This window comes from Vibrio sonorensis, assembly GCF_001854765.1.
Taxonomy (GTDB): domain Bacteria; phylum Pseudomonadota; class Gammaproteobacteria; order Enterobacterales; family Vibrionaceae; genus Vibrio; species Vibrio sonorensis.
On sequence record NZ_LJJE01000112.1, the window covers coordinates 264,950 to 287,634 of the forward strand.

Here is a 22,685-nt window from a genome sequence, read left to right on the forward strand (position 1 = left end):
ATCAATAAGTTAATTAGGATTCCGTTGAAACGCCAGCCAGTTCCATCAGGGAATCGTGGTCTAGGATGGTGATGTATTTACCCTTAACGCTAAGGATGTCCGCTTTTTGGAAACGGCCTAAAAGACGACTAATCGTTTCTACAGTGAGCCCCAAATAGTTACCAATGTCACCACGGGTCATGGTGAGACGAAATTCTCTTGGGCTAAAGCCACGCTGCGAAAAACGGGTAGAAAGATTGTATAAAAATGCAGCGAGACGCTCCTCAGCGTTTTTCTTGGAAAGCAGAAGAATCATTTCTTGGTCGCCTTTGATTTCACTACTCATCAAACGCATAATTTGCTGACGTAGCTTAGGCATTTTGCCCGAAAGATCATCTAGAATTTCGTATGGGATTTCACAAACCATTGAAGTTTCAAGTGCTTGTGCAAAACTTGGGTGGCAATCACCAGTGATGGCATCAAAACCAACCAAGTCACCCTCTAGGTGGAATGCCGTAATCTGCTCGTCACCTTGTTCGGTAATGGTGTAGCTTTTTATCGTTCCTGAACGAATAGCGTAAAGAGACTTTAAATCGTCACCTGCTTTAAACAGCTCTTGGCCTTTCTGTATTGGCTTTTTACGTTCGATGATCTGGTCTAGCTGATCTAACTCGGACTCGTTAAGAGTGAAGGGAATACACAATTGACTAATACTGCAATCTTGGCAGTGAATTGCACAACCACCGGATTGAACTCGTTTAGTTGCAGGCTTTTCAGAAATCATAACAATCTTTCACTATTTGATATACATCAATATTTTAGCACTCCTAAATCACAAAGGGTAGTGAAAAAAGGCCTTCTAAAACAGTCTTATACTAATTTAATGACAAGAGAATCAATGCATCGTAGGCAGTATAGAGTCCATAAGCGAGCAGCAAAATCGCTGCGATATTTCTAAAACTTACAGACTGTTGCAGAGTGTGTAAAAATCGAGCGCCGTAGCCGATCAATAGCATTGCAGGCAAAGTTCCTAAACCAAATGCCAACATAATACCTGCACCATTAATCGCACTACCCGATACTGCGGCCCACGTTAGGGTCGAATAGACTAACCCACAGGGTAACCAGCCCCAAATGAAGCCAAAAGGTAGGGCATGAAGAGAACTTTTTAAAGGGAGGAAAGATTTACCTGCGGGTGAGATCACCTTCCAGAGCTTTTGGCCAAGCTTTTCTACTGCAAGTAGACCAGTCCACCAGCGACCTATGTATAAAGCAAGTAACACCATAAACAGTGCCGCAGCCAAACGAAGCCAAACTAAAGCGTGGTTGGCTTGGCTAACATCAGCCAAACCAGCAATAGCGCCACCGATAATCGCCCCCATAACAGAGTAACTGATCAAACGGCCGATATTGTAAAACAACACCACAAACGGTTTATTTGGCGAAGAGCCCATGGTGAGCATGCCTGCAATACCGCCGCACATCCCCATGCAGTGACCAGCACCGACAACTCCAATTAAAAAGGCTCCTAACCAATCCGGGTTCATGATTTGTCGCGCTTCTCTTTATCGTCTTCGTCAAACAAGATGTTGTGACCTTGGCGCTCAAGGTCTTCGAACTGTTCACTTTTTACCGCCCATAAAAAGATACCTACCGCAACACAGACGAGTACGATCGCAATAGGGATAAGGATATAGAGGCTTTCCATTACTTATTCTCTTCCTTTAGTAAGCGCAGAGAGTTCGATACTACAATAATTGAGCTACCTGACATACCTACAACCGCAAAATATGGTGCAACTAGACCGGCCACAGCGAGTGGTAAAATCAATAAGTTGTATCCCAAAGACCAAGCTAAGTTTTCGCGAATGATTTTGCGCGTTTTAATCGCTAGCTCCCTTGCTTTGAGAATTCTATCTAACTGATCGCCAAGTAGTACCATATCAGCAGAAGCTTTGGCCACGTCGGCACCTCCGCCCATAGCGACAGACAAATGAGCGCCAGCTAGAGTTGGGGCATCATTAATACCGTCCCCGATCATCATGGTAATTTCGTTCTCATCTAGGCTTTTTAAATAGGCTAGTTTGTCTTGTGGCTTAGCACTGGCTATCACTTTGTCGATACCCATTTCTTTTGCCACGGGTAGGGCATTCGCTTCTGAATCACCCGTCAACAAAGTAATGTGGATTCCGGCATTTTGGAACTGTTCAATAAGTCCCTTAGCTTCTTCACGGATTGGGTCTTGGTAAACAAAAGTGGCAATGTGTTGACCCTCTAGAGATAAGTAAACCGCATTGGCTTTTACTCGATCGCTAGTGACCTCAATATAAGCCGCACTACCAATCTTGACTTCAGAGCCTCGATATAGGCCTTTGATACCAGAGCCGATTATATTCTCGATTTCGTCAACCACAACGTCATCTTTTGCAAAGGCTCTAAACGCCTTAGCAATAGGATGGTTAGCATGGCTTTCCAACGAAGCCGCGATAGCTAAAGAGTGTGCTTTATCTAAATCCGAATGCAGAATTACATCCGAGATCTCAATGTCACCATGAGTCAGCGTACCTGTTTTATCAACCACTAAGTGATTTACTTTACACAGAGTTTCAAATACGTGGCCTTTGCGAAGAAGAATACCGTAGTTACCCATGCGAGAAGTGGCACAAGTTAGTGCAGTAGGAGTCGCCAAAGACAATGCACAAGGCAGGTGGCCACCAATACAGCTAACATGATCCAAAACGCGTCTTCAGGTTGGGTCTGGTGCCAAAAAAACCATGTGCCCGCTGCAATCAGCAATATAATACCCACAAAGTAACGCGCCACTATGTCTGCTATCTCGGCAATTTTTGGTTTTGAAAGCTGAGCTTCATCTTGTAGACGGACTATATTAGAAATCATTGAGTCCGCTTTAGAGCTCGTTACCTCTAGTTCAAACGCCTCTTCTCCGTTTAGCGTTCCCGCGTAAACATAATCATCGACACTTTTTACAACAGGAACCGATTCACCCGTTAACATCGATTCATCGATATGAACGCGACCTTTAATAATCTTGCCATCAGCAGGAATGTGCTCACCGGGTAAAACTCGTATTTTATCGCCTATGTTTAAGGTTTTTACAGGGACTTGATCACCGTCGAGTTTGGTAGCTATCGCAGGGATTAGTTTCAGCAGGTTGCCACTGGCCGCAGCTGCTTTTCTTCGAGCGCGCATTTCCAAAAAGCGTCCTACAAGTAGGAAGAACGCGAACATTGAAATAGACTCAAAGAAAACTTCGCCTTGCTCAGTAATGGTGGCAACCATACTCGCTATATAGGCAAATATCATTGCAATTGAAACTGGGACATCCATACCCAAAGTACGGCTTCGAATACTGCGCCATGCGTTTATGTAAAAAGGCAGAGCAGAGTAGAGCATTACCGGCGTGGCGAAGATCAAACTTACCCAACGGAAATAGTTTTTAAACTCTGCGTCTAGGTCACCAAACACTTCAAGGTACAGAGCGACGGCCAGCATCATTACCTGCATGGTCGCAAGACCAGCAATTCCCAAACGATATAGGTACTGCTTCATTTGGCGATGATAAGAGGCTTCCTGTTTGTCCGCCTCAAATGGCGCGGCTTTATAACCGAGCTTGTGAATTGAAGAGAGCAGTTCACTTAGCCGAACTTTCGTTTTGTCCCACTTTAATAGGGCGCGGTTGGTCGTAGTATTGACTCGAATCGTAACCACACCGGATTCAGCAGCGACCTGCTTTTCAATAAGCCATGCACAGGCAGCGCAAGATACACCCTCTAGTGACAACGTCACCTCAGATAGATTCTCGCTGTTTCGTACGAATTCTGATTGTACTTCTTCATTGTCATAATGAATAAGCGCTTGAAGCTGTTCGGGAACTAAATCGGCTTTTTCGGCAGGTGCAGTACGATATTGGTAGTAAGATACCAGACCGCTTTCCACAATAGTTTGTGCGACCGTTTCGCAACCGGGACAACACATTTCACGAACTTCACCGAGTATTTCTACTTTAAAATCCGTGTCCGCTGGTACTTCTTCACCACAGTGATAACAGGACTTACACATAGGCTTAATCGGTCAATTTTGTTGGAGACGATGAAGGGAAAGTCACTCGGCCTTGAATCAACCACTCTGAGTTATGAGGAGTGAGCTCAACAAACCATGGACCTTGTAGTTCTTGTTCTAAAGTAAATCGGTAATTTCCGTTCGCATCCGACGTCAGCAGGCGACTAAAATCGCGATCCGGTAGGGTGCGATGAGCAAACATAACGTTTAATGCCGGATAGTGCTCTAGTTTCCCTTTATCAAGTTCAACCACGATTGAGTTGCCATCAGAATAGATAGTCGCACCAAGCGCTAACTCTTTACCTACATTGATTTTTGATAGGTCAATGTTTATCCCTTTACCTTTTTTATAGTAATCCTCAGTCACCAGTGAAACAGAATTGTTTGCAAAAACGATCACCGTAATCACCGTCCACACCACTACCGTAAGCGGCAAAATGATTAGGAACCACGGCCAGAATTGTTTATACCAAGGCTTTACCATAAAAAAGTTCTCAACAACGAAATGAAATTAGGCTAAAAATTTATAGAAATGACGGCCTCTTAGAAAGAGGCCGTTATTGAAATGTTACTTATTATCTGAGTTAGATAAACTCCAAACATATGCCGAAACTAGCTGGACTTTATCTTCACCGATAATGTCTTTCCAAGCTGGCATCACACCAGAGCGACCGTTCATAACAGTCTCTGTAACGTCTGCACGGCTACCGCCGAACAACCAGTACTGGTCCGTTAGGTCTGGGGCACCCACTAGTGGGTTACCTTTACCATCTGTACCGTGACAGGCTGCACATACTGCGAATTTAGCTTTACCAGCCTCTGCTTCGCGAGCATTTACAGAACGTCCAGAAAGGCTAAGAGTGTAAGTTACAACTTCTTTTACACCTTGCTCACCAAGCGCGTCTTTCCAACCAGGCATTTGACCGATACGGCCGTGCATGATTGTATTGACGATTGCTTGTGGTTCGCCACCGTATAACCAAGCATCGTCTGCAAGGTTAGGGAAGCCTTTCATACCACGTGCGTCTGAACCGTGACACTGAGAACAGTTCTGAAGGAACAAACGCTGCCCAACTTTTACTGCTTCACTGTCACCAGCGATATCAGGGATAGAGCGAAGCTCATCACTGTTTTCGACATATGCCAAGCGCTTAAATGCTTCACCGAAGTAGGTTTCAGCGTCGTCCAGCTCTTTGGCATACTGGTCCAGTTGCTTGTTGTCTTGAGAAGCCGAAATAGACGCTTTAGATTGTGCAACAGTTGTTACAGTTTGGTCTGAACTTGTCCAGCCTAAAAGGCCTTGAAAGTTACCCAAACCAGGGTAAAGCGCTAAATATATTGCGGCAAATACGAACGTACCTACAAACAAGTACGTCCACCACTTAGGAAGTGGATTGTTTAACTCGCGAATACCATCGTACTCATGGCCCATGTCTGCACCATCTTCGACGCCCATTTTGTCTTTCAGGCACCAAACAAGTAGAGCAGCACAGCCTAATAGCGTACCAACGGTAATAACGATGATCCAAAGACTCCAAAATGTAGTCATTTCTTAGTCACTCCTTGTTCTTTAGAGGGTGCGTCTTGTTCTTCATCAGCAAAAACAAGGTTCGCAGCTTCGTCGAAACGCGCTTTACGACTCTTGCCGTAAGCCCACCAAACGACGCCAATAAAGCTTGCAAACAACACTATGGTCCAAATACTGTGAATAGTACCTATATCCATAATTTCACCCTTACTTCATTGCGTGACCCAGAGATTGAAGGTAAGCGATGATGGCATCCATCTCGGTTTTTCCTTCGACATCTTTAGCCGCGTTTGCTATTTGTTCATCAGTGTATGGAACACCAAACTGGTTGCGGAAGATCTCAAGTTTTCTTTGAGTATCTTTGCCGTCGAGTACATTGTCTGCAAGCCATGGGAATGCAGGCATGTTTGACTCAGGAACCAATTCACGCGGATCGATCAAGTGAACGCGGTGCCACTCGTCAGAGTAACGTCCGCCTACACGTGCCAAATCCGGTCCAGTACGTTTTGAGCCCCATAGGAATGGATGCTCGTACACACTTTCACCAGCAACAGAGTAGTGACCGTAACGTTCTGTTTCAGAACGGAAAGGACGGATCATCTGGCTGTGACATACGTTACAACCTTCGCGGATGTAAACGTCACGACCTTCCATTTCAAGCGCTGTATATGGACGTAGGTTGTCCACAGCTTCAGTAGTTTGCTTTTGGAAAATCAACGGAGTGATTTCAACCAAGGCACCTAAACTGATCGCGAATACAATACAAATCGCTAGTAAGCCAACATTGCGTTCAACAATTTCATGGCGATTGTTAGAATTAGAACTCATTATCTAATCTCCTTATGCCGGTTGTTGAATAGCTTTTAGGCTATTTTTAGGTGCTGCAATTGTCTTATACGCGTTGTAAGCCATCAGGAACATACCCACTAGGAATATGAAGCCACCGATGAAACGAACGGTATAGTACGGGTAAGACGCTTGTACTGACTCTACAAAGCTGTAAGTCAAAGTACCGTCAGAGTTAACTGCACGCCACATCAGACCTTGCATAACACCTGAAATCCACATAGCAACGATGTACAGAACCGTACCGATAGTTGCCAGCCAGAAGTGCGCGTTAATCATACTCACTGAGTACATGCGCTCCTGACCAAATAGGCGTGGGATTAGGTGGTATACAGAACCGATGGATACCATTGCAACCCAACCAAGAGCACCAGAGTGAACGTGACCAATCGTCCAGTCGGTATAGTGGGATAGGGCGTTAACGGTTTTGATCGACATCATAGGCCCTTCGAAGGTAGACATACCGTAGAAAGACAGAGATACGATCAGGAATCTTAAGATTGGGTCGTAGCGAAGTTTATGCCACGCACCAGATAGTGTCATGATACCGTTGATCATCCCCCCCAAGACGGAGCGAATAGAACCAAGGACATCACCATACCTAGCGACTGAGTCCAGTCTGGCAGCGCTGTATAGTGTAGGTGGTGAGGACCAGCCCAAATATACAAAGACACTAGTGCCCAAAAGTGAACGATAGACAGACGGTATGAGTAAACCGGACGTTCAGCTTGCTTAGGTACAAAGTAGTACATCATACCTAGGAAACCGGCTGTCAGTAGGAAACCTACTGCGTTGTGTCCATACCACCACTGTACCATTGCGTCCACTGCACCAGAGTAAATCGAGTAAGATTTACCAAGGCCAACAGGGATCGCCATGCTGTTTACGATGTGCAACACCGCAACAGTGATAATAAAGGCACCGAAGAACCAGTTAGCTACGTAGATGTGAGAGGTATTACGCTTAATCAGTGTTCCAAAGAACACAACCGCGTAGGCTACCCAAACAACCGCGATAGCGATATCGATAGGCCATTCTAGTTCTGCGTACTCTTTACCTGAGGTATAACCCAAAGGCAGAGTAATAGCAGCGGCTAAAATGATTGCTTGCCATCCCCAAAAGGTGAATGGGACAAGAGGGCCTCCAAATAGACGTGTTTGACAAGTACGCTGCACAACATAATAAGATGTTGCGAACAGTGCACTAGTACCAAACGCAAAAATAACCGCATTAGTATGCAGAGGACGTAATCGGCTATACGTCAGCCATGGCGTATCAAAATTCAACGCTGGCCACACTAACTGAGCGGCGATCAAAACACCAACAGCCATACCGACAATTCCCCATAGTATGGTCACTAAGGTAAATTGACGAACGACCGTATAGTTGTAGTTTTGTTCAAGCTGCTTTTCTTGGCTCATTGCATGCTTCCAATTTCTAATTAACTACACTTCACTTCCAACACGACAGTAGTCGTAATGCCACCCAAATCGTTGGGAAAATTATTTCTGTTATCAGCAATTTATTTTCCTTGCCGACTTTAAAAAAAAGTGGCATTTTCAGCGTCCAACTATACTGCAATTAACATATCAATGACAGGTAAGTAACCTTACACTTGATCTGGATTTGATTTTTTATGTCAAAACTTTGAAGTTTGTTACACGGAGAAGACCCGACCATGCCCGCACAAAAGCTGACACGTGGACGTTTTGCTCAAATAATCATCACCTTAACGCTGCTGATTATCGCTTTTACATGGCGAACAATGACTCATACATCCGAAGAAATGGTCCAATGTGAATTGAAACCAAACTGTACTTTTGATGTTAACAGTTCGTCATTCGAAATAACCAACAACGAAGACGGTTCTCTCCAGCTCACGACTACAAATAAAGGGTGGACATAATCATAGATTCTTCCACTTATCACGTGGAGCAAAGTTCAGAAATGAGCTGGCAGCTTGTAGAAAAAATGAAACGCGAGGAAAACTCTGTTTCATTGATAAGCAAGGGTCAAAAGATCAAAGCAAAGATCCTTGTAAAGTAGAAGCGTTAATAGATAGCAATATCGATAAGATATAAAGGCAGTAAAAACTGCCTTCTTTTATATAGCTTTATATAAGTCTTCTTTTACCCTTAACTAAGCACACCTCACTGACGGTTAACCGCATCTAGCCAAGCGACTATAGAATGAGAGACTTGCTGGTCAAAAGTCGTGTCAATTTCCACGTACTCCTCAGGTAAACCTTTATCTGCCGGTTGGAACATGTGATTCAGATCCTCAAACGTTTCAACGCGTGAGTGTTCATGCGTCAATGCGTGTTTGGCATTGGCAAAGTTACGTTTAGCGTCAACCTGTATATCTTTGCCACCGAATATTGCGTACATAGGAATATTAAGTGTTTGCAGTGTCTGCTCTGGATCGTAGTTAAGTGCGTGCTTAAACCAGGCAAGTGGTAGGGACTGGAAAACATCACGCATATGGCGGGGGCTTAAGCCCAGTTCTTTTGCGTACGGCTTGAACTCAGCATCGAACAAATCTTGATACCCTTGGGTACTAGGAGTGTGTTCAACTAAGTGAAAGAAGCGCTGCAACCAAGCGTTTTCAGTCTCAATCCAAGCAGTATCTTTTCCAGATAAGATAGCGATATCTCGACTCTGATTTTGTAGTATGTTTTCAATATCGTCGAACGGCCCAGCTAAGTGGACGATATGCTTAACCTTGTCACTTTTGGTTGCGGCCATTGTGGCGACCATACTTCCGGATGAATGGCCAATTAAACCAATCTTATTGGCGTCAACTTTGGGTTGTTTTTCAAGCCAAACAATAGCTTTAACGGCATCATTGGCAAAGTCATCCATAGTCGCCGTTTGGTAGTTCCCTATGCTTTTACCAACACCGCGTTTGTCATATCGCAGAACGGCGTAACCCGCTTTGGTCAGCTCGTCAGCCAAAACCATAAAAGGCCTATGCCCGTAAAAATGTTCATCTCTGTCCATTGGACCAGAGCCCGCAATCAAAATGACAGCCGGATAACTGCCTAACTTTCTAGGAGCTGTGAACTCTCCGCGAATTTCTACGCCTTCTTCAGCACCTTTAATCACAACAGATTCGACGTGGTAAGGGCGCTCTTTTGGGGTTTGCGGTCTACTGGGGTTAAGCCAGCTAGTACATGCCGCTAGGGAAGGGACAATCATACCAACAGCAATAATGGTTTTGGCATACATCTTAAATGGAAGTGAAAACAGCCGTTCAATCAATGCACTCATACATGACTCCTTAGGTATATAAGTGGTGAAACGTTAGCCAAAGGCAACTTGCACAACCACACTTTTTGCGTTTTTAACCTTCACAGTTTGCACTAATTTACACAAACAACTCTTAAGCAAAACCGGACACTTTTATCAGACAGGTAACTGTTAAAACTGAGAGAAAAACATTTGTCTTCCTAAAATCTATTTCAGGTTTCTAGTATTGACACTGTTAATAATAAAAATATATCCAGAGTTAGCATACAATGTAAAAGCGCGTCTATATGAAAAATATTAATGATTCGATTTATTTAACTTCATATAAAAACGGATTGCTAAGTAATTGAGATTACCAATTTATACTAGTATCGATTTAATACTAAAATTCACATTTGTTAATATTTATAACGCCATGTTCCAATAATGTTTATTAATTATTGATTTACTTGGAGCTGCATCTGGTATTAACAAAACCTTTAACCCAGAAACAAAAATCCCACAAATCCATTTAAATCAAAATCTTAACGATATTTATCTGATGACAGCGACAGATTTTATGAGTGAACCGTTTGCTAGTACTAGCCGCTTTAACTCAGGGGTGAAATCAAAAAAAACCGTCTTTCCATTAATTTACATTTCTATTTATTTAAAACTTGGGTATATTTTAAAAAGTTAAACAATTGTGTTTTGCTAAATTATTTAGAAGCGGTTTACAAAAATCGCTTACGGTGAATCAGGTGGCAATCCTGAACTGTACCCGCAACTGTGTTCGATATTTTTTCGTAAGTCAGATCCCACTAAATAAAAAATATATCCAACTGGGCGGGAGCACTCAGAGTCATATATCACTTCGATATCGACACATGCCCCCATTGTATCTAAACCTTTTTGAGAAGTGACGTGGGCAAACTCAAACGTTCCAAATCAAACCAAGATCTTCGCGGTGGTTATACCACCGGAGCTTGTGCCGCAGCCGCTGCGAGAGCATCGGTAAGAGCCCTGATCGAAAAGCAATCGGTTGACGAAATAACGATACAAATCCCCAATCGAGAGTGGGTTACCTTCCCGATAAACCGTCTTGAACAATCGGATACGGTTCTTTGTGGTGTGATTAAAGATGCGGGTGATGATCCAGACTGTACTCATGGTTTAGAAATTCAGTGCAAAGCCAGACTCGTCAATGATAAAGGGATAAAAGTTCTCGGTGGTCTCGGTGTAGCCGTTGTCACTAAACCCGGTTTAGAGCTTAGTGTGGGAGAACCCGCCATCAACCCTGTTCCCAAAGCGAATATTATTGAAATGGCCTCCTTGGAGTGGTTGAACGCTTCAAAAACCCTTCAAGATACATTTGGTCTTGAACTGACCATCATAGTTCCGGATGGCGAGAAAGCGGCAACGGAAACAATTAATGAACGTCTGGGACTCGTTGGCGGCATCTCTATTTTAGGTACCCGCGGCACCGTTAGACCGTATTCGACCTCTGCATTTGCCGCTTCAGTAAGACAAGCGATACAGATAGCGAAAACCAATGGTGAGCAACACGTAGTACTCACAACAGGGAGCCGTTCAGAAATCGCGGCCAAAAAAATTATACCGACATTAAATGAGATGGCTTTTATACAAGCGGGCGACTTTATTGGGGTAGGCCTGCGTTCGGCAAAGCGCTACAAGGTTAAACAGATCACTGTCGTTTGTATGATAGGCAAGCTAGGTAAGCTTATCTCTGGTCGAATGATGACCCATGTGTCAGGTTATGGCATTGATTTCAGTTACCTAAGTAGATTGGCTCATCAAGAAGGTATCGAGTCAACGCTCTGTGAACATATTGCCAGCGCCAACTCAGGTCGGCATGTACTTGACCTTGTTCGCGATAGCAAACCAACTAATTTTTATAACCGACTGTGTAAAGAAGCGCAGCAACACGCTGCTAAGTACGTCAGTAATGCGCTTGATGTCGAGGTTATATTGATCGACTTCAATGGTGAACCCATTGGCAAGAGTCGAAGTGAATAAACTGACAAGGAATAGAATGAAGGATCACCACAGCGAGTTTGTTGCGCCGAAGAGCATGCAGCAAATGACACAAAAAGGTCATCAGATTGAAGAAGACTCTTTTTCGATTATTGATCGCGAAATAGATGAGATTCACGGGGGACATTCTCACAATAAGCAGCAATGGCAAGTGGTTCGCAGAGCTATTCACACTACCGGAGACTTCGAGTTTTCAGACTTGTACCGCTTCAGCGAAAATGCCGTTGATACAGGTATCAAAGCACTTATCAACGGCTGCCCGATAGTCAGTGATGTTACCATGATCAAAAGTGGGATAAGTCCAGTTCGTACAAAAATCCACGGTAATGCGACCCATTGCTTTATCAGTGACGCCGACGTAATTGAAAACGCCAAGCTGCCGGTGATACACGAGCTGTATGGGGGATGAAAAAAGCGAGAGACTTAGGTCTTCTCGATGGATCTATTGTCGCTATCGGAAACGCGCCAACCGCGTTATACGAGGTACTGAGAATGGTAGAAGCAGGTGAAGCAAAGCCAGCCTTAATCATTGGTATTCCAGTCGGTTTTGTAAAAGCCCTAGAGTCTAAGCAAGCTTTGGTTGAACAAAATCGCGTTGAGTACATTGCCAGTGTAGGTCGCAAAGGGGGAAGCCCGCTTGTGGTCTCCACAGTTCACGCACTTTTGTATCAGACGGTGTAATGGCGATGGCAAGAATTAGCGTAGTTGGCATTCCCGAAGACGGTTGTATAAGCCTAACAAGCAAGGCCGTGAGCCTTGTTACTGAGTCTAGAGTCGTTGCAGGACATCCTCGTCATCTAGAGTGGTTCCCGCAGTTTCAGGGGACCTTTCTATCTATGGAACAAGGATTTTCGACTTGGTTAAACCAAGTGATTGAAGAGAGCGAAGAGGGCGATGTTGCGATTTTAGCATCTGGAGATCCGCTCTTTTTTGGCATTGGCACGACATTACTCAAAAAGTTTCCCGCTAAAGAGCTAGCGTTTATCCCCACTCAAAGCTCTGCACAATTGGCCTTTGCCGCGTAGGGCTGCTTGGCACCAAGCACAATTTTTATCAGTACACGGCAGAGCACTAGCGGGTATATCAGCCAGATGCAAGTGGGCGATCTATTCGCAATCTTAACCGATTACCAAAACACACCACAAAAAATAGCGTCGCACCTTTTGCAGTTTAACAACCATCACTGGACACTCTACGTTTGTGAACAGTTAGGTGGGTTAGAAGAAAGAGTCCGGTCATACTCCGTTGCTGAGCTATCAGAAACTAGCGACACTTTCGACAAACTCAATATTGTGGTCGCTAAAAGAAAAGAGGCGGCCTCTCAATTGCATTGGGGCGGCCACAGGCAGTTTGCCCAAGACAGTAGCTTTAGCAAGCGCAAGCCAATAAACGGTCTTATCACCAAAGAAGCGGTGAGAAACCTCGCACTCACTCAGTTGAAACTATCACCGCTAGACACTGTATGGGATATCGGCGCAGGCTCTGGTTCTATAGCTATTGAAGCGGCAAAATTTGCCGTAAGAGGCAGCGTTTTCGCAGTTGAATGCAACGTCGATTGCTTTGACGTTATTGAAGAGAATATCAAGGCGCACAGCACCGACAACGTAACACTTGTAAAGATTAAAGCACCAGAAGGACTCGACCAGTTACCGAGCCCAAATGCCGTGTTTATCGGTGGCTCTCGCGGTCAAATGGACGGAATTTTAGATCAAGCGTGGCTGCAACTATTAAATGACGGACGTCTTGTCGTCTCTGCGGTCACAGTCGATACCGTAGGAGAGATATACCAATGGGCTAAGCAAAACAGTCTTGAGTTTGATGCCAAACTCATCAACGTATCCCATTTACAACCGCTAGCACATTACCAAAGATATCAGGGAGATAATCCAATTCACCTGTTCACTTTTACCAAACAACAATCCATACCTTTAACGTCAGAAATCTCAGAGGATCCGATATGACCATTTCATCACTAGGCAAACTTTATGCGGTTGGCGTCGGAACCGGAGACAGTGAACTGCTCACACTTAAAGCGGTTCGACTTATCAAAGAAGCTGACGTAATCGCAATTCCAGAGAAAAACAAAGGAAAAGCCGACTCGTTTGCTTGGCAAATCGTAACTGGTGCCGTGCCAGAGGCAGAAATCTCAGCAGAATCGTGTTACTTACACTTTCCGATGACCAGAGATCCGTCGGTAAACATACCGGCATGGCAAACCGCCGCACACACCATTTTGCAGAGACTACAAGCAGGTAAAAACGTCGTCTTTATCACCGAAGGGGATCCTTCTGTTTTTAGCACTTGGTCCTATGTTCAAGATGAGCTTTCCGAACTAATTCCTGAGCTCAAGCCAGTAATAGTGCCGGGGATCACCTCTATTACCGCCGTACCTGCAGCAACCAAAATTCCGTTAGCTGAGGGAAAAGAGAAGTTTTGTGTCGTACCTGCTACCTATGGCATTGAGTGTTTGGAAAACTTGGTAAAAGAGTTTGATACCATCATGTTAATCAAAGCAGGTCGCATGATCCCAGCGCTTTCGGAAAAGTTGAAAAAGCTCGGCATACACGATGTTGCAACTTATGTTTCCCATGCCAGCAGCGAGCAAGAGGAAATATACGACGACCTTGATGACGTCCCCAATTCAAATCGATATTTCTCCATGGTTCAGCTCTCAATCCGCACTCGAAAAGGGGTTCTAAGAGGACAGCAACCCATCACGGTAGAGGCAAGTTTCTCCTCTAGTCGCGCTGTAAATTAGTCGTGGGGTTTGTCGTAACATGAATAGAATCGCGATCTACGCTATTACCAAACACGGAGCCAAACAGGGTGAAAAGCTCAAAAGAGGGCTGCCATTTGCTGACTTGTATGTTGCGCCGGTCGCCTATGAGCTGACTATAGGCGCAAAACAACTTGATCTACCACTTTCTTCTTTTGTATCACGCCAGTTTACCGATTACGACGCGCATATTTTTATCTGCGCTACGGGTATTGTCATGCGGATGTTGGCTCCGCTTATAGAAGACAAAAGATCAGACCCTGCGGTGGTCTGTCTCGATGAACAAGCCACATTTGCCATTTCAATGCTATCAGGTCATCGCGGAGGTGCAAACGAGCTGACCCATAGGGTTGCCCATATAGTCCATGCAACTCCTGTAGTGACCACTGCGTCAGATGTATCGGAAAACGTATCAGCAGATATGTTGGGCGCTCGATTTGGTTGGCATCTCGACCCAATCTCCGAGCCTTCAATTACTTCAGTATCGGCAGCCATAGTTAATGACGAGTCGGTTCTGATTGCACAACAAGCGGGCGATAAAAACTGGTGGCAGTATGACAAGCGTATGCCGGCCAATATTTTGTGTCACGACACGCTTGAAGGTATTGATAACCAAGCGTTTGACGCCGCAATTTTGGTGACTGATCAGCAAGAGATAGACCTAGAGCCTTGGCAAGGGAAGTTGGTAGTTTGGCGTCCTAAATCACTAGTATTAGCTTAGGTTGTGACAGGAACACGCCAATTTCCACGATTCTCGCTGGACTCAAGACATTTAGTGAAAAATTCAACTTGTCTCTGGAGTCTGTAGCCAGTTTTGCCAGTATCGATCTAAAAGCCAATGAGGTAGCGCTCAATCAGCTATCTGAGCAAAGACAATGGCCATTTACGACGTATGCCGCCGAAGAATTAGATGACATTAAGGGTATTGAAAACCCTTCTGAATACGTAAAGAAAGTCACTGGTAGTAACTCAGTAGCCGAAGCGGCTGCCTTAAAGCTGGGTTCTAGTGAGCGTTTAGTTGTTCCAAAGTGGGCATTCAAGAAAGATGGTTACAATATGACCATTGCGTGCTGTCGCCTTGAGTTCAGCGAATCTCTCGTCAAGCACAAGCGTAAAAATTGGCTTGGAGAAAAGCGTCACGGCAAGAAAGATAGTGACAACGTAACTAAAAAACCCGTAAAACGTAACCTCTATGGCAACGAAGTTGTCGAAGGTTATCAGTGTAAGCCCAAGCACGTTGATTTAAACCGTCCCATGCTATTTCACACTCACCACCTGTTGTTATGTGAAGGCACGCGCTGTGCCAAAGCAGGGGCTAAAAATCTCGCCCATGACCTGCGCACCGTATTAAAAGAGGTAGGCCTAGCATCGGGGCGTAAAAGGATCAAAATCAGCCGTAGCATGTGTGTTGGAGCTTGTAGAAATCGTTCTGCATTGGCCATTTATCAACGACTTATACCTAACTGCGACAAACCATTAACCAACCACGGTATTTGGCTGCGCGGTATTGAAGAATTTTCAGAATCGACATGGCGAGAGCTATTTATCGCTCTTGCCAAAAATCAACCAATTTCAGAGGTCATTGAGCCTCGATTTTTTGCACCGTTTGAGGAATCAAAGGAATGAAAAGATTAAGACATTACACCAAAGGGACCGCAATTGTACTAAGTTGCTTTGGCTCGGTAGTAGAACAAAAGCGCTACCTAGAACTGAAAGAAAAAGTACAAGCGCGCTATCCAAACTGCGAAGTAAGGGTCGCCACAAGTTCCCGTATGGTAATCAAAAAGCTAGCATCGGAAGGTAAAGATTATCAGCATCTTCCTTCGGTGTTGGCGAGCTTAGATCTAGAAGGTTATCAACGCATACTGGTGGCTTCTTGTTACTTGTTCCCAACTGATGAACACAAGCAAGTCGAACTCATTACGCAAGGGTTTAAAAACTTTTCACTCTCTGCCATTGACCATACACCAGCGATTATCCATCACACGCACTGTGCAACAGATTTACTAAGCGCCATAAATGAGCGCTTTAGTCATGGCAGCGACCTAAATCTATTCGTGCATCATGCGCCCCTTATTTGGACAATCCGGGTCACCAAGCAGTGACTTACTGCGATACGTTCCTTTCTCAGCTTTCTGAGAAAAACGTTTCTTGTTCTTTAGAAGGTGCTATGCCGTTCCACACGATTAAAGCTTCGTTGCAAAGAACGCTTAAAGACTCTGGTAGTTTACCGAAACTGCGCGTTATTCCTCTGCTGTTGGTCTCAGGCAACCACTTTGTGAAAGATATGAACGATATCAAATCCCAGCTCGATGCTCTGTGTGATGTCGAATTGGCTCATGCCGAAGATGGAACATCGTTTAACTTGTTGTCGCTACCAGAAGTGACAGACATTATCTTTAAGCAAATCGATGAAGGTCTGATTCGTTTGCGCGCGCCAGAACAGGACCATCACAATGGCTAAGCTATACCTCGTTGGATTGGGGCCGGGTAGTCTTGACTTGATGTCAGTGCGCTCTCAACAGGTCATTCAAAACGTTGATATCGTGGTGGGCTACGGACCGTACGTAAAGCTCATAGAATCTCTAATTCACAGTCAGACTCTAGTAAGAACTGGAATGACCAAGGAATGGCAAAGCAGATTCGGCAATCAAACACGTACAAGAAGGAAAGAACGTCGCTTTAGTCTGTTCTGGTGATGCTGGTGTCTATGCCATGGCGCCTCTGATCTTTGAACTGTTAGCGACCAGCCAACACCAAATTGAAGTAGAAATTGTTCCGGGCATTACTGCGGCTAACTCTTGTGCATCACTCGTTGGTGCACCTTTGGGCCATGATAGCTGTACGATTTCTCTCTCTGATTTGTTAACACCTTGGGAAGTTATTGTTCGCCGCATCGAAGCCGCCGCCGCGGCTGATTTCGCTATTACCTTCTACAACCCTCGCTCAAAGAAAAGACAGAGCCATATTTTAGATGCTCAGAAAATCTTGCTAAAGCATCGACCGAAAGACACTCCAGTTGCTGTCGTTAACGCAGCATATCGCGACGAGCAACGGGTTGAGCTGTCTACTTTGGAAGAATTTACCTCTCTTGAGTTTGGCATGAACTCGGCGGTAATTGTTGGTAACGAAAGTAGCTACCGATTTAATGATTGGATAGTGACACCGCGAGGCTACAAAAATAAGTACTCTCTAGAAGATGGCACGACCAAAGAAGGGCAGATTCCGGGGCGTTCACTTAACACACAAGCTCACAACGATTTGAGCAAGGAGAGCGTGTGACCGTTTATTTTATAGGGGCAGGACCGGGTGATCCTGATCTGATCACCGTAAAGGGAGCTAAATTGGTAGAGTCGTGTCCCGTAGTATTATACGCCGGTAGTTTGGTTCCAAAAGCTGTGATTGAACGCGCCCACCCAGACGCGCAAGTATTCGACTCCGCTAGTATGGATCTGGACGAAATCACCAAGGTCTACACCGATGCTCATAAAAAAGGGCAGGATGTCGCTCGGGTTCAAACTGGTGACTTATCTATTTATTCCTCGTTAGCCGAGCAAACCAGAAGATTAAATGAGTTGGGAATCGACTGGAAAGTGATCCCTGGCGTCTCTTCTTTTCAAGCTTCTGCCGCTGCATTAGGTCAAGAGCTAACACTACCGGAAGAGTGTCAGACCATTATTCTTTCAAGGGCTTCAGGGCGAACGCCCGTGCCCGAGAAGGAAAATCTAAAATCATTAGCGCAGCACGAGGCCACCCTTTGTCTGTTTCTTAGCGCTACTTTGATTAGGAAAGTAGTGAGAGAACTGAGTGAAGTATACCCACCTCATTGGCCGGTATGTGTGGTGGAAAAGGCTTCTCATCCCGAACAGCGCATCATTCGAAGTACCCTTGAAAACATTGCCCACGAGATGCACAAGGCCAACATCCGCTCTACAGCAATGATTATTGTCAGCAAAGTTTTTGCGATAGACGATTTTGTCGATTCAAAACTATACGACCCAACGTTTTCTCACGCGTGTAGGAAAGCCAAGGTCGTCGACTCAAGTGATTAAAAATAGCAGCTCAAACAAGGTTTGGATGAGGTGCTGATAGCTGTGCGCATACAAAGTAAGGAACTGAAATGGAACCGATAAGTTGCCCCGCGCTCGTCGTTGCAGCACCGAGCTCAGGTAGTGGTAAAACGACAGTCGTCGCAGCGATTGCTCGCCACTTCACTAATCTTGGTAAGAAGGTGCGGGTGTTTAAAACAGGCCCTGATTTTATCGACCCGTCGTTTTTGGCTATGGCGTCGAAGGAGCCCGTCTATCAAATTGATTTTTGGATGTGTGGAGAACAGCACTGTAAACGCTTGATTTGGGAGGCCGCTCAAGACGCGGATCTGATCCTAATTGAAGGGGTAATGGGAATGTTTGATGGTCAGTGCTCTAGCGCTGATATCGCTGCCACACTTGGAATTCCAGTTTTGGCAGTCATCGACGCTGGAAAGATGGCGCAAACATTTGGCGCTTTGGCTCATGGACTCGCAACCTACAGAGACGACATCCAGATGTATGGTGTCTTCGCTAATTACGTTGCTTCCACTGGGCACTCTGCAATGCTAGAAACGTCTTTGCCCAATACACTAAAGTACTTTGGTTATCTGCCAAAAGATATGGATATGTCGCTACCGGAAAGGCATCTAGGTTTAGTGCAAGCCCAAGAGTTAGAGGATATTGAGCAAAGATTAGATCAAGCCGCGAGTTTATTAGCTAGCCATAGTGATATTCAACTACCGCCACCAGTTACTTTTGAATTTGTTGAGCAAACTCATTTTGAGAAAGGGCTAAAAGGCCATCGAATTGCCGTCGCCAAAGATAAAGCATTTAGCTTTATCTATCAGGCCAATATTGAACTCCTTGAAAGTCTTGGTGCGCAAATCGAATTTTTCTCTCCCATTGCCGGAGATAGCTTACCCGCTTGTGATGCATTGTACCTTCCTGGTGGCTATCCCGAGCTTTATCTTGATGAGCTAGAACAAAACCACTCTTTAATGGCGCAAATTCGGGAGCACGCTCTGGGAGATAAACCGATCCTCGCCGAATGTGGAGGCATGCTCTATTTAAACCAAAGCCTCACCGACCTCAATGGCAAAACGGTACAACTCTGCTCGGTGCTCGGTGGCGTTTCTAAAATGGAACCGCGATTAAAAGCACTGGGGTTGGTTGAAAGCCAACTTTTAACACACTCTACGTTACGCGGTCACACGTTTCATTATTCAAGTACCGATTCTAAAGAGTTCGAGTTTAACCGTCCCTTGTCTCAACGAGGGAAAGAGATGGATCCGGTGTGGGTAAAAAACAAAGTAGTGGCTTCTTATGTGCATTGGTACTTCCCGTTTAACCCTGAATTAGTCAACAAGATTTTCAAGGGCGAACTTAGCTAATTAGCAAGTCATTTTGTCAAGGAAACACCATGGTTACAGCGCGTAAAATTCCAAAATATGAGTAGATAACATGCATATAGTTGATGGGGTACTAAGTCTTCCCGTTTTAGCAGTCAATGCCAGTATTGCTGTCGTGGGTTGCTACTTAGGATTAAAACAGTTAAGTGATAGTAAAATCCCTCAGGCCGCCGTATTAGCGTCGTGCTTTTTTGTCGCGTCTTTGATTCACGTGCCCATTGGTCCATCGAGTGTGCATTTGATCTTTAACGGACTGATTGGCTTATTACTCGGTCGGAGTACGTTTCCAATCGTCTTAATAGGGCTTATTTTACAAGCCGTTTTCTTCGGGTTTGGAGGAATCATCGTTCTAGGTGTCAACGCGGTCAATATTGCTCTGCCAGCGGTTTTAGTCGGTGTTGTTTTGAAACCCTATATGAATAAATGGTCTCCGAAGGTAGTTGGCTTTCTCAGTGGGTTTAGCGCGGTCTTCTTAACCAGTTTACTCGTTGCTATATCACTTACACTGTCTGGTGATGTGTTTATTAACAGCGCATCACTGGTCATTGCTGCCCACTTACCTTTGGCATTGGTTGAAGGCTTTATATGTGCCTATCTTTTCAGCCTGTTAATCAAACTTCGACCTGAAGCCTTGGCTCCGCAAGCACAATAGGAACATAAAAAATGAAACCAATATACTTAGTTAAACTCTTGTCGCTGCTGCTTATTACGCTGTTATCAAGTTTTTCTGTCAATGCCCACAACTTGCGCATGTCTGTATATGTTGAGGGGGATGGGCTAGAGGGTGAACTCTATTTTGTCGGTGGTGGTAATCCCGCAGCAAAAAATGCCTCCGTTGAACTTTATTTTGATGGGGAAGTCATCGCTACCGCGAAATCAGACGAGGAGGGGATTTTTATTTTTCAATCTGTTAAGCCTTCAGATTATTTAGTGAGAGCAGATGCCGGACAGGGCCACGTCGCGACGTACGATTTGAAAAGGCATGAGTTCCCACAAGCACAACCCGATACTACCGAAGGTGAGCTGACCTCAAAACCCACCCATACAGCGCAGCCTCTCAGCAACGATGTCAACCTACAGCAAATGCGAACCGAAATTGCCAAAGCAATACGACCACTGCGGGAGCAAATTGAACGTTACGAATCCAAGACGAGAATGCACGATATTCTTGGTGGAATAGGGTATGTGTTTGGCGTTTTTGGCTTGTTTGTCCTTTACAGACAAAGGAAATCAGCTTGCAAGCCGTCTTAAGCGAACACGTGAATAGGGCAGCAATACCTCCCCACACACGAATACTATTGGCACTAGCAATAATACTTTGTCTTATCGTTTCAAAGTCTTTGTACGCCTTCGCAGGTTTTGGCTTGATAGTGATACTGCTATGGCAATTGAGCGATGTGAGTGTAAAAGAGGGCATTCGTAGACTTCTTTTAATCGACAGCTTAATCATTTTAACCATATTGCCTTTGCCATTTTCTTTCACTGGTGGTGCTACGCTGATAGTTGGTTGGTTTGAGCTTTCACAAGAAGGGCTAATAAAAGCGCTTGAAGTGCTGATTAAGTCCACGTTATCGGTTTCTATCACATTAACTCTGTTAGCGGGTATGAATGATATTCAGCTAGCGCGAGCCTTACAGCGACTAAAGTTTTCAAGTCGTTTTATTGTTTTACTACAGTTTACGGTTCGCTACATCTCGGTTATGCAGCAAGAGCTGTTCAGACTTAAATTGGCTTTGAGAGCCATAGGTTTTGGCAAAGGGCCAACGCTACATACTTGGAAAAGTTATGGCTACCTGTTTGGGACACTGTTTGTAAGAGCATTGGCACGAGCAGACCAAATTTGGCTGGCGATGAAGTGTCGAGGTTTTCAAGGAAAATTTTCACAAGTAAAACAAGACCATAGCAAGCTTCTTGATAGGCGCTCTAAAATTGTGATTGCCACTTCACTACTGATCGTCATTGCTGATGTCTTTTATTTACTTCCGGGATTTAGATTTTAAACGTGGAACAACCTATGAATTACCTTATCGAACTTAATGGTGTTTCTTTTCACAGACCGAATGGGTTAATTTGCGCACAGCAGCTGAATTTTTCCTTATCAGACCAGCAAAGAATTGCGATTACTGGAAGCAACGGTTCCGGTAAAAGCACGCTGTTGCAAATGATCCTTGGATTGTTAGAAGGTGTGACTGGTGAGATTAAACTGTTTGGCAATTCCTGCATGTCTGAAAAGGAGTTCTCGGAGTTTAGACCGCGTATTGGCTATCTTTTCCAAGATTCTGACGACCAACTGTTTTGTCCTACCGTTATTGAAGACATTTGCTTTGGGCCAATTAATCAGGGGTATTCGCAAACAGAAGCAGAAAATTTGGCTTTAGATACCTTGCAACAACTGGGTATAAAACATCTTGCCAATCAAACGAGCTATCGGTTATCTGGGGGTGAGAAAAAGCTGGTTTCTCTTGCCACAATACTGGTTATGAAGCCTGACGTATTGCTTCTCGACGAACCGACTAATGGACTAGACAACAAAAATTACCAACGTTTTATCGATATTATTAGCGCATTAAATTTGCCATTAATTTTAGTGAGTCACGATGTTCATTTACGAAAAACACTAACAAACACGGAATACCAGTTACTTGATGGGCGTTTAACACTGCAACTATAAATCACAGGTCATAAGTCGAATGGGTTTGAATCAACTTCGCGCAGCCAACCGACTGAAAAAGGGATGCCACAAAAGATCTTATCG

Annotated in this window: 22 protein-coding genes, 4 pseudogenes and 1 riboswitch; of the genes and pseudogenes, 16 read left to right on the plus strand and 10 right to left on the minus strand. The window is 44.6% G+C overall.

What is annotated here, in order from left to right; genetic code table 11:
• Nucleotides 1-13: 13 nt before the first annotated feature.
• From BLO31_RS21135 to BLO31_RS21185, 10 genes and pseudogenes are all read right to left on the minus strand, one after another.
• On the minus strand, nucleotides 14-763 hold the full coding sequence (locus BLO31_RS21135) for a fumarate/nitrate reduction transcriptional regulator Fnr (RefSeq protein WP_070971550.1): 750 nt from the start codon (nucleotides 761-763) through the stop codon (nucleotides 14-16).
• A 91-nt stretch (nucleotides 764-854) separates the two neighbouring features.
• Nucleotides 855-1,526: a sulfite exporter TauE/SafE family protein gene (locus BLO31_RS21140; RefSeq protein WP_070971553.1), complete on the minus strand. Its 672-nt coding sequence runs from the start codon at nucleotides 1,524-1,526 to the stop codon at nucleotides 855-857.
• Entirely contained in the window at nucleotides 1,523-1,687 is a 165-nt protein-coding gene (gene ccoS / locus BLO31_RS21145) for a cbb3-type cytochrome oxidase assembly protein CcoS (RefSeq protein ID WP_070971556.1), read from the minus strand. Before ccoS ends, BLO31_RS21140 begins: the two co-directional genes overlap by 4 nt.
• A pseudogene (locus tag BLO31_RS21150) lies at nucleotides 1,687-4,058 on the minus strand (heavy metal translocating P-type ATPase). The gene ccoS and the pseudogene BLO31_RS21150 overlap by 1 nt, the downstream one beginning before the upstream one ends.
• A 4-nt stretch (nucleotides 4,059-4,062) precedes the next feature.
• Nucleotides 4,063-4,542: a FixH family protein gene (locus tag BLO31_RS21155; RefSeq protein WP_070971559.1), complete on the minus strand. Its 480-nt coding sequence runs from the start codon at nucleotides 4,540-4,542 to the stop codon at nucleotides 4,063-4,065.
• 84 nt (nucleotides 4,543-4,626) lie between these two features.
• A complete protein-coding gene (ccoP, locus tag BLO31_RS21160) occupies nucleotides 4,627-5,607 on the minus strand; it encodes a cytochrome-c oxidase, cbb3-type subunit III (protein ID WP_070971562.1) in 981 nt (326 codons plus the stop codon).
• Nucleotides 5,604-5,783 carry a CcoQ/FixQ family Cbb3-type cytochrome c oxidase assembly chaperone gene (locus BLO31_RS21165; RefSeq protein WP_070971565.1) on the minus strand — a complete coding sequence of 60 codons (180 nt, stop codon included), beginning with the start codon at nucleotides 5,781-5,783 and terminating at the stop codon, nucleotides 5,604-5,606. The genes ccoP and BLO31_RS21165 overlap by 4 nt, the downstream gene beginning before the upstream one ends.
• A 10-nt stretch (nucleotides 5,784-5,793) precedes the next feature.
• The gene (ccoO, locus tag BLO31_RS21170) at nucleotides 5,794-6,414 is read right to left on the minus strand and encodes a cytochrome-c oxidase, cbb3-type subunit II (protein ID WP_070971568.1); all 621 of its coding nucleotides are present in this window, start codon (nucleotides 6,412-6,414) and stop codon (nucleotides 5,794-5,796) included.
• A gap of 12 nt (nucleotides 6,415-6,426) precedes the next feature.
• Nucleotides 6,427-7,853: pseudogene (ccoN, locus tag BLO31_RS21175) on the minus strand (cytochrome-c oxidase, cbb3-type subunit I).
• A gap of 729 nt (nucleotides 7,854-8,582) precedes the next feature.
• Entirely contained in the window at nucleotides 8,583-9,701 is a 1,119-nt protein-coding gene (locus BLO31_RS21185) for an alpha/beta hydrolase (protein ID WP_070971577.1), read from the minus strand.
• Nucleotides 9,702-10,366: 665 nt separating this feature from the next.
• Nucleotides 10,367-10,499, plus strand: a riboswitch (cobalamin riboswitch).
• Between the two features lie 84 nt (nucleotides 10,500-10,583).
• On the opposite strand from BLO31_RS21185, the gene BLO31_RS21190 reads away from it, so the two are divergent.
• The 16 genes and pseudogenes from BLO31_RS21190 (at nucleotide 10,584) to BLO31_RS21250 (ending at nucleotide 22,601) form a co-directional block, all read left to right on the plus strand.
• The gene (locus tag BLO31_RS21190) at nucleotides 10,584-11,696 is read left to right on the plus strand and encodes a cobalt-precorrin-5B (C(1))-methyltransferase (RefSeq protein ID WP_070971580.1); all 1,113 of its coding nucleotides are present in this window, start codon (nucleotides 10,584-10,586) and stop codon (nucleotides 11,694-11,696) included.
• 64 nt (nucleotides 11,697-11,760) lie between these two features.
• Nucleotides 11,761-12,395 (plus strand): annotated as a pseudogene (locus tag BLO31_RS21195) (precorrin-8X methylmutase).
• A gap of 5 nt (nucleotides 12,396-12,400) precedes the next feature.
• Nucleotides 12,401-12,739 carry an SAM-dependent methyltransferase gene (locus tag BLO31_RS24670; protein WP_245688535.1) on the plus strand — a complete coding sequence of 113 codons (339 nt, stop codon included), beginning with the start codon at nucleotides 12,401-12,403 and terminating at the stop codon, nucleotides 12,737-12,739.
• 66 nt (nucleotides 12,740-12,805) lie between these two features.
• Entirely contained in the window at nucleotides 12,806-13,675 is an 870-nt protein-coding gene (cbiT, locus tag BLO31_RS21200; protein ID WP_245688536.1) for a precorrin-6Y C5,15-methyltransferase (decarboxylating) subunit CbiT, read from the plus strand.
• A complete protein-coding gene (cobI, locus tag BLO31_RS21205; protein WP_070971583.1) occupies nucleotides 13,672-14,472 on the plus strand; it encodes a precorrin-2 C(20)-methyltransferase in 801 nt (266 codons plus the stop codon). Before cbiT ends, cobI begins: the two co-directional genes overlap by 4 nt.
• A 19-nt stretch (nucleotides 14,473-14,491) precedes the next feature.
• Complete coding sequence (locus tag BLO31_RS24675) at nucleotides 14,492-15,211, plus strand: cobalamin biosynthesis central domain-containing protein (protein WP_245688537.1); 720 nt, start codon at nucleotides 14,492-14,494, stop codon at nucleotides 15,209-15,211.
• A gap of 29 nt (nucleotides 15,212-15,240) precedes the next feature.
• The gene (locus tag BLO31_RS24680; RefSeq protein WP_245688543.1) at nucleotides 15,241-16,116 is read left to right on the plus strand and encodes a cobalamin biosynthesis protein; all 876 of its coding nucleotides are present in this window, start codon (nucleotides 15,241-15,243) and stop codon (nucleotides 16,114-16,116) included.
• The gene (locus BLO31_RS24685) at nucleotides 16,113-16,595 is read left to right on the plus strand and encodes a sirohydrochlorin cobaltochelatase (RefSeq protein WP_245688538.1); all 483 of its coding nucleotides are present in this window, start codon (nucleotides 16,113-16,115) and stop codon (nucleotides 16,593-16,595) included. The genes BLO31_RS24680 and BLO31_RS24685 overlap by 4 nt, the downstream gene beginning before the upstream one ends.
• Nucleotides 16,568-16,954: a hypothetical protein gene (locus BLO31_RS24690; protein WP_245688539.1), complete on the plus strand. Its 387-nt coding sequence runs from the start codon at nucleotides 16,568-16,570 to the stop codon at nucleotides 16,952-16,954. The genes BLO31_RS24685 and BLO31_RS24690 overlap by 28 nt, the downstream gene beginning before the upstream one ends.
• A 40-nt stretch (nucleotides 16,955-16,994) precedes the next feature.
• A pseudogene (gene cobJ / locus BLO31_RS21220) lies at nucleotides 16,995-17,772 on the plus strand (precorrin-3B C(17)-methyltransferase).
• Entirely contained in the window at nucleotides 17,769-18,542 is a 774-nt protein-coding gene (gene cobM / locus BLO31_RS21225) for a precorrin-4 C(11)-methyltransferase (protein ID WP_070971587.1), read from the plus strand. Before cobJ ends, cobM begins: the two are co-directional and overlap by 4 nt.
• A gap of 68 nt (nucleotides 18,543-18,610) precedes the next feature.
• Nucleotides 18,611-19,912, plus strand: coding sequence for a cobyrinic acid a,c-diamide synthase CobB (locus tag BLO31_RS21230; protein WP_070971589.1), 1,302 nt, complete (start codon nucleotides 18,611-18,613; stop codon nucleotides 19,910-19,912).
• 70 nt (nucleotides 19,913-19,982) lie between these two features.
• The gene (gene cbiM / locus BLO31_RS21235; protein ID WP_070971592.1) at nucleotides 19,983-20,582 is read left to right on the plus strand and encodes a cobalt transporter CbiM; all 600 of its coding nucleotides are present in this window, start codon (nucleotides 19,983-19,985) and stop codon (nucleotides 20,580-20,582) included.
• A gap of 11 nt (nucleotides 20,583-20,593) precedes the next feature.
• Nucleotides 20,594-21,181 (plus strand): carboxypeptidase-like regulatory domain-containing protein, encoded by a 588-nt coding sequence (locus tag BLO31_RS21240; RefSeq protein ID WP_070971595.1) that lies wholly within the window; start codon nucleotides 20,594-20,596, stop codon nucleotides 21,179-21,181.
• Between the two features lie 8 nt (nucleotides 21,182-21,189).
• Entirely contained in the window at nucleotides 21,190-21,930 is a 741-nt protein-coding gene (locus BLO31_RS21245; protein ID WP_281182302.1) for an energy-coupling factor transporter transmembrane component T family protein, read from the plus strand.
• Nucleotides 21,931-21,944: 14 nt separating this feature from the next.
• The gene (locus tag BLO31_RS21250; protein WP_070971601.1) at nucleotides 21,945-22,601 is read left to right on the plus strand and encodes an energy-coupling factor ABC transporter ATP-binding protein; all 657 of its coding nucleotides are present in this window, start codon (nucleotides 21,945-21,947) and stop codon (nucleotides 22,599-22,601) included.
• Nucleotides 22,602-22,685 lie beyond the last annotated feature (84 nt).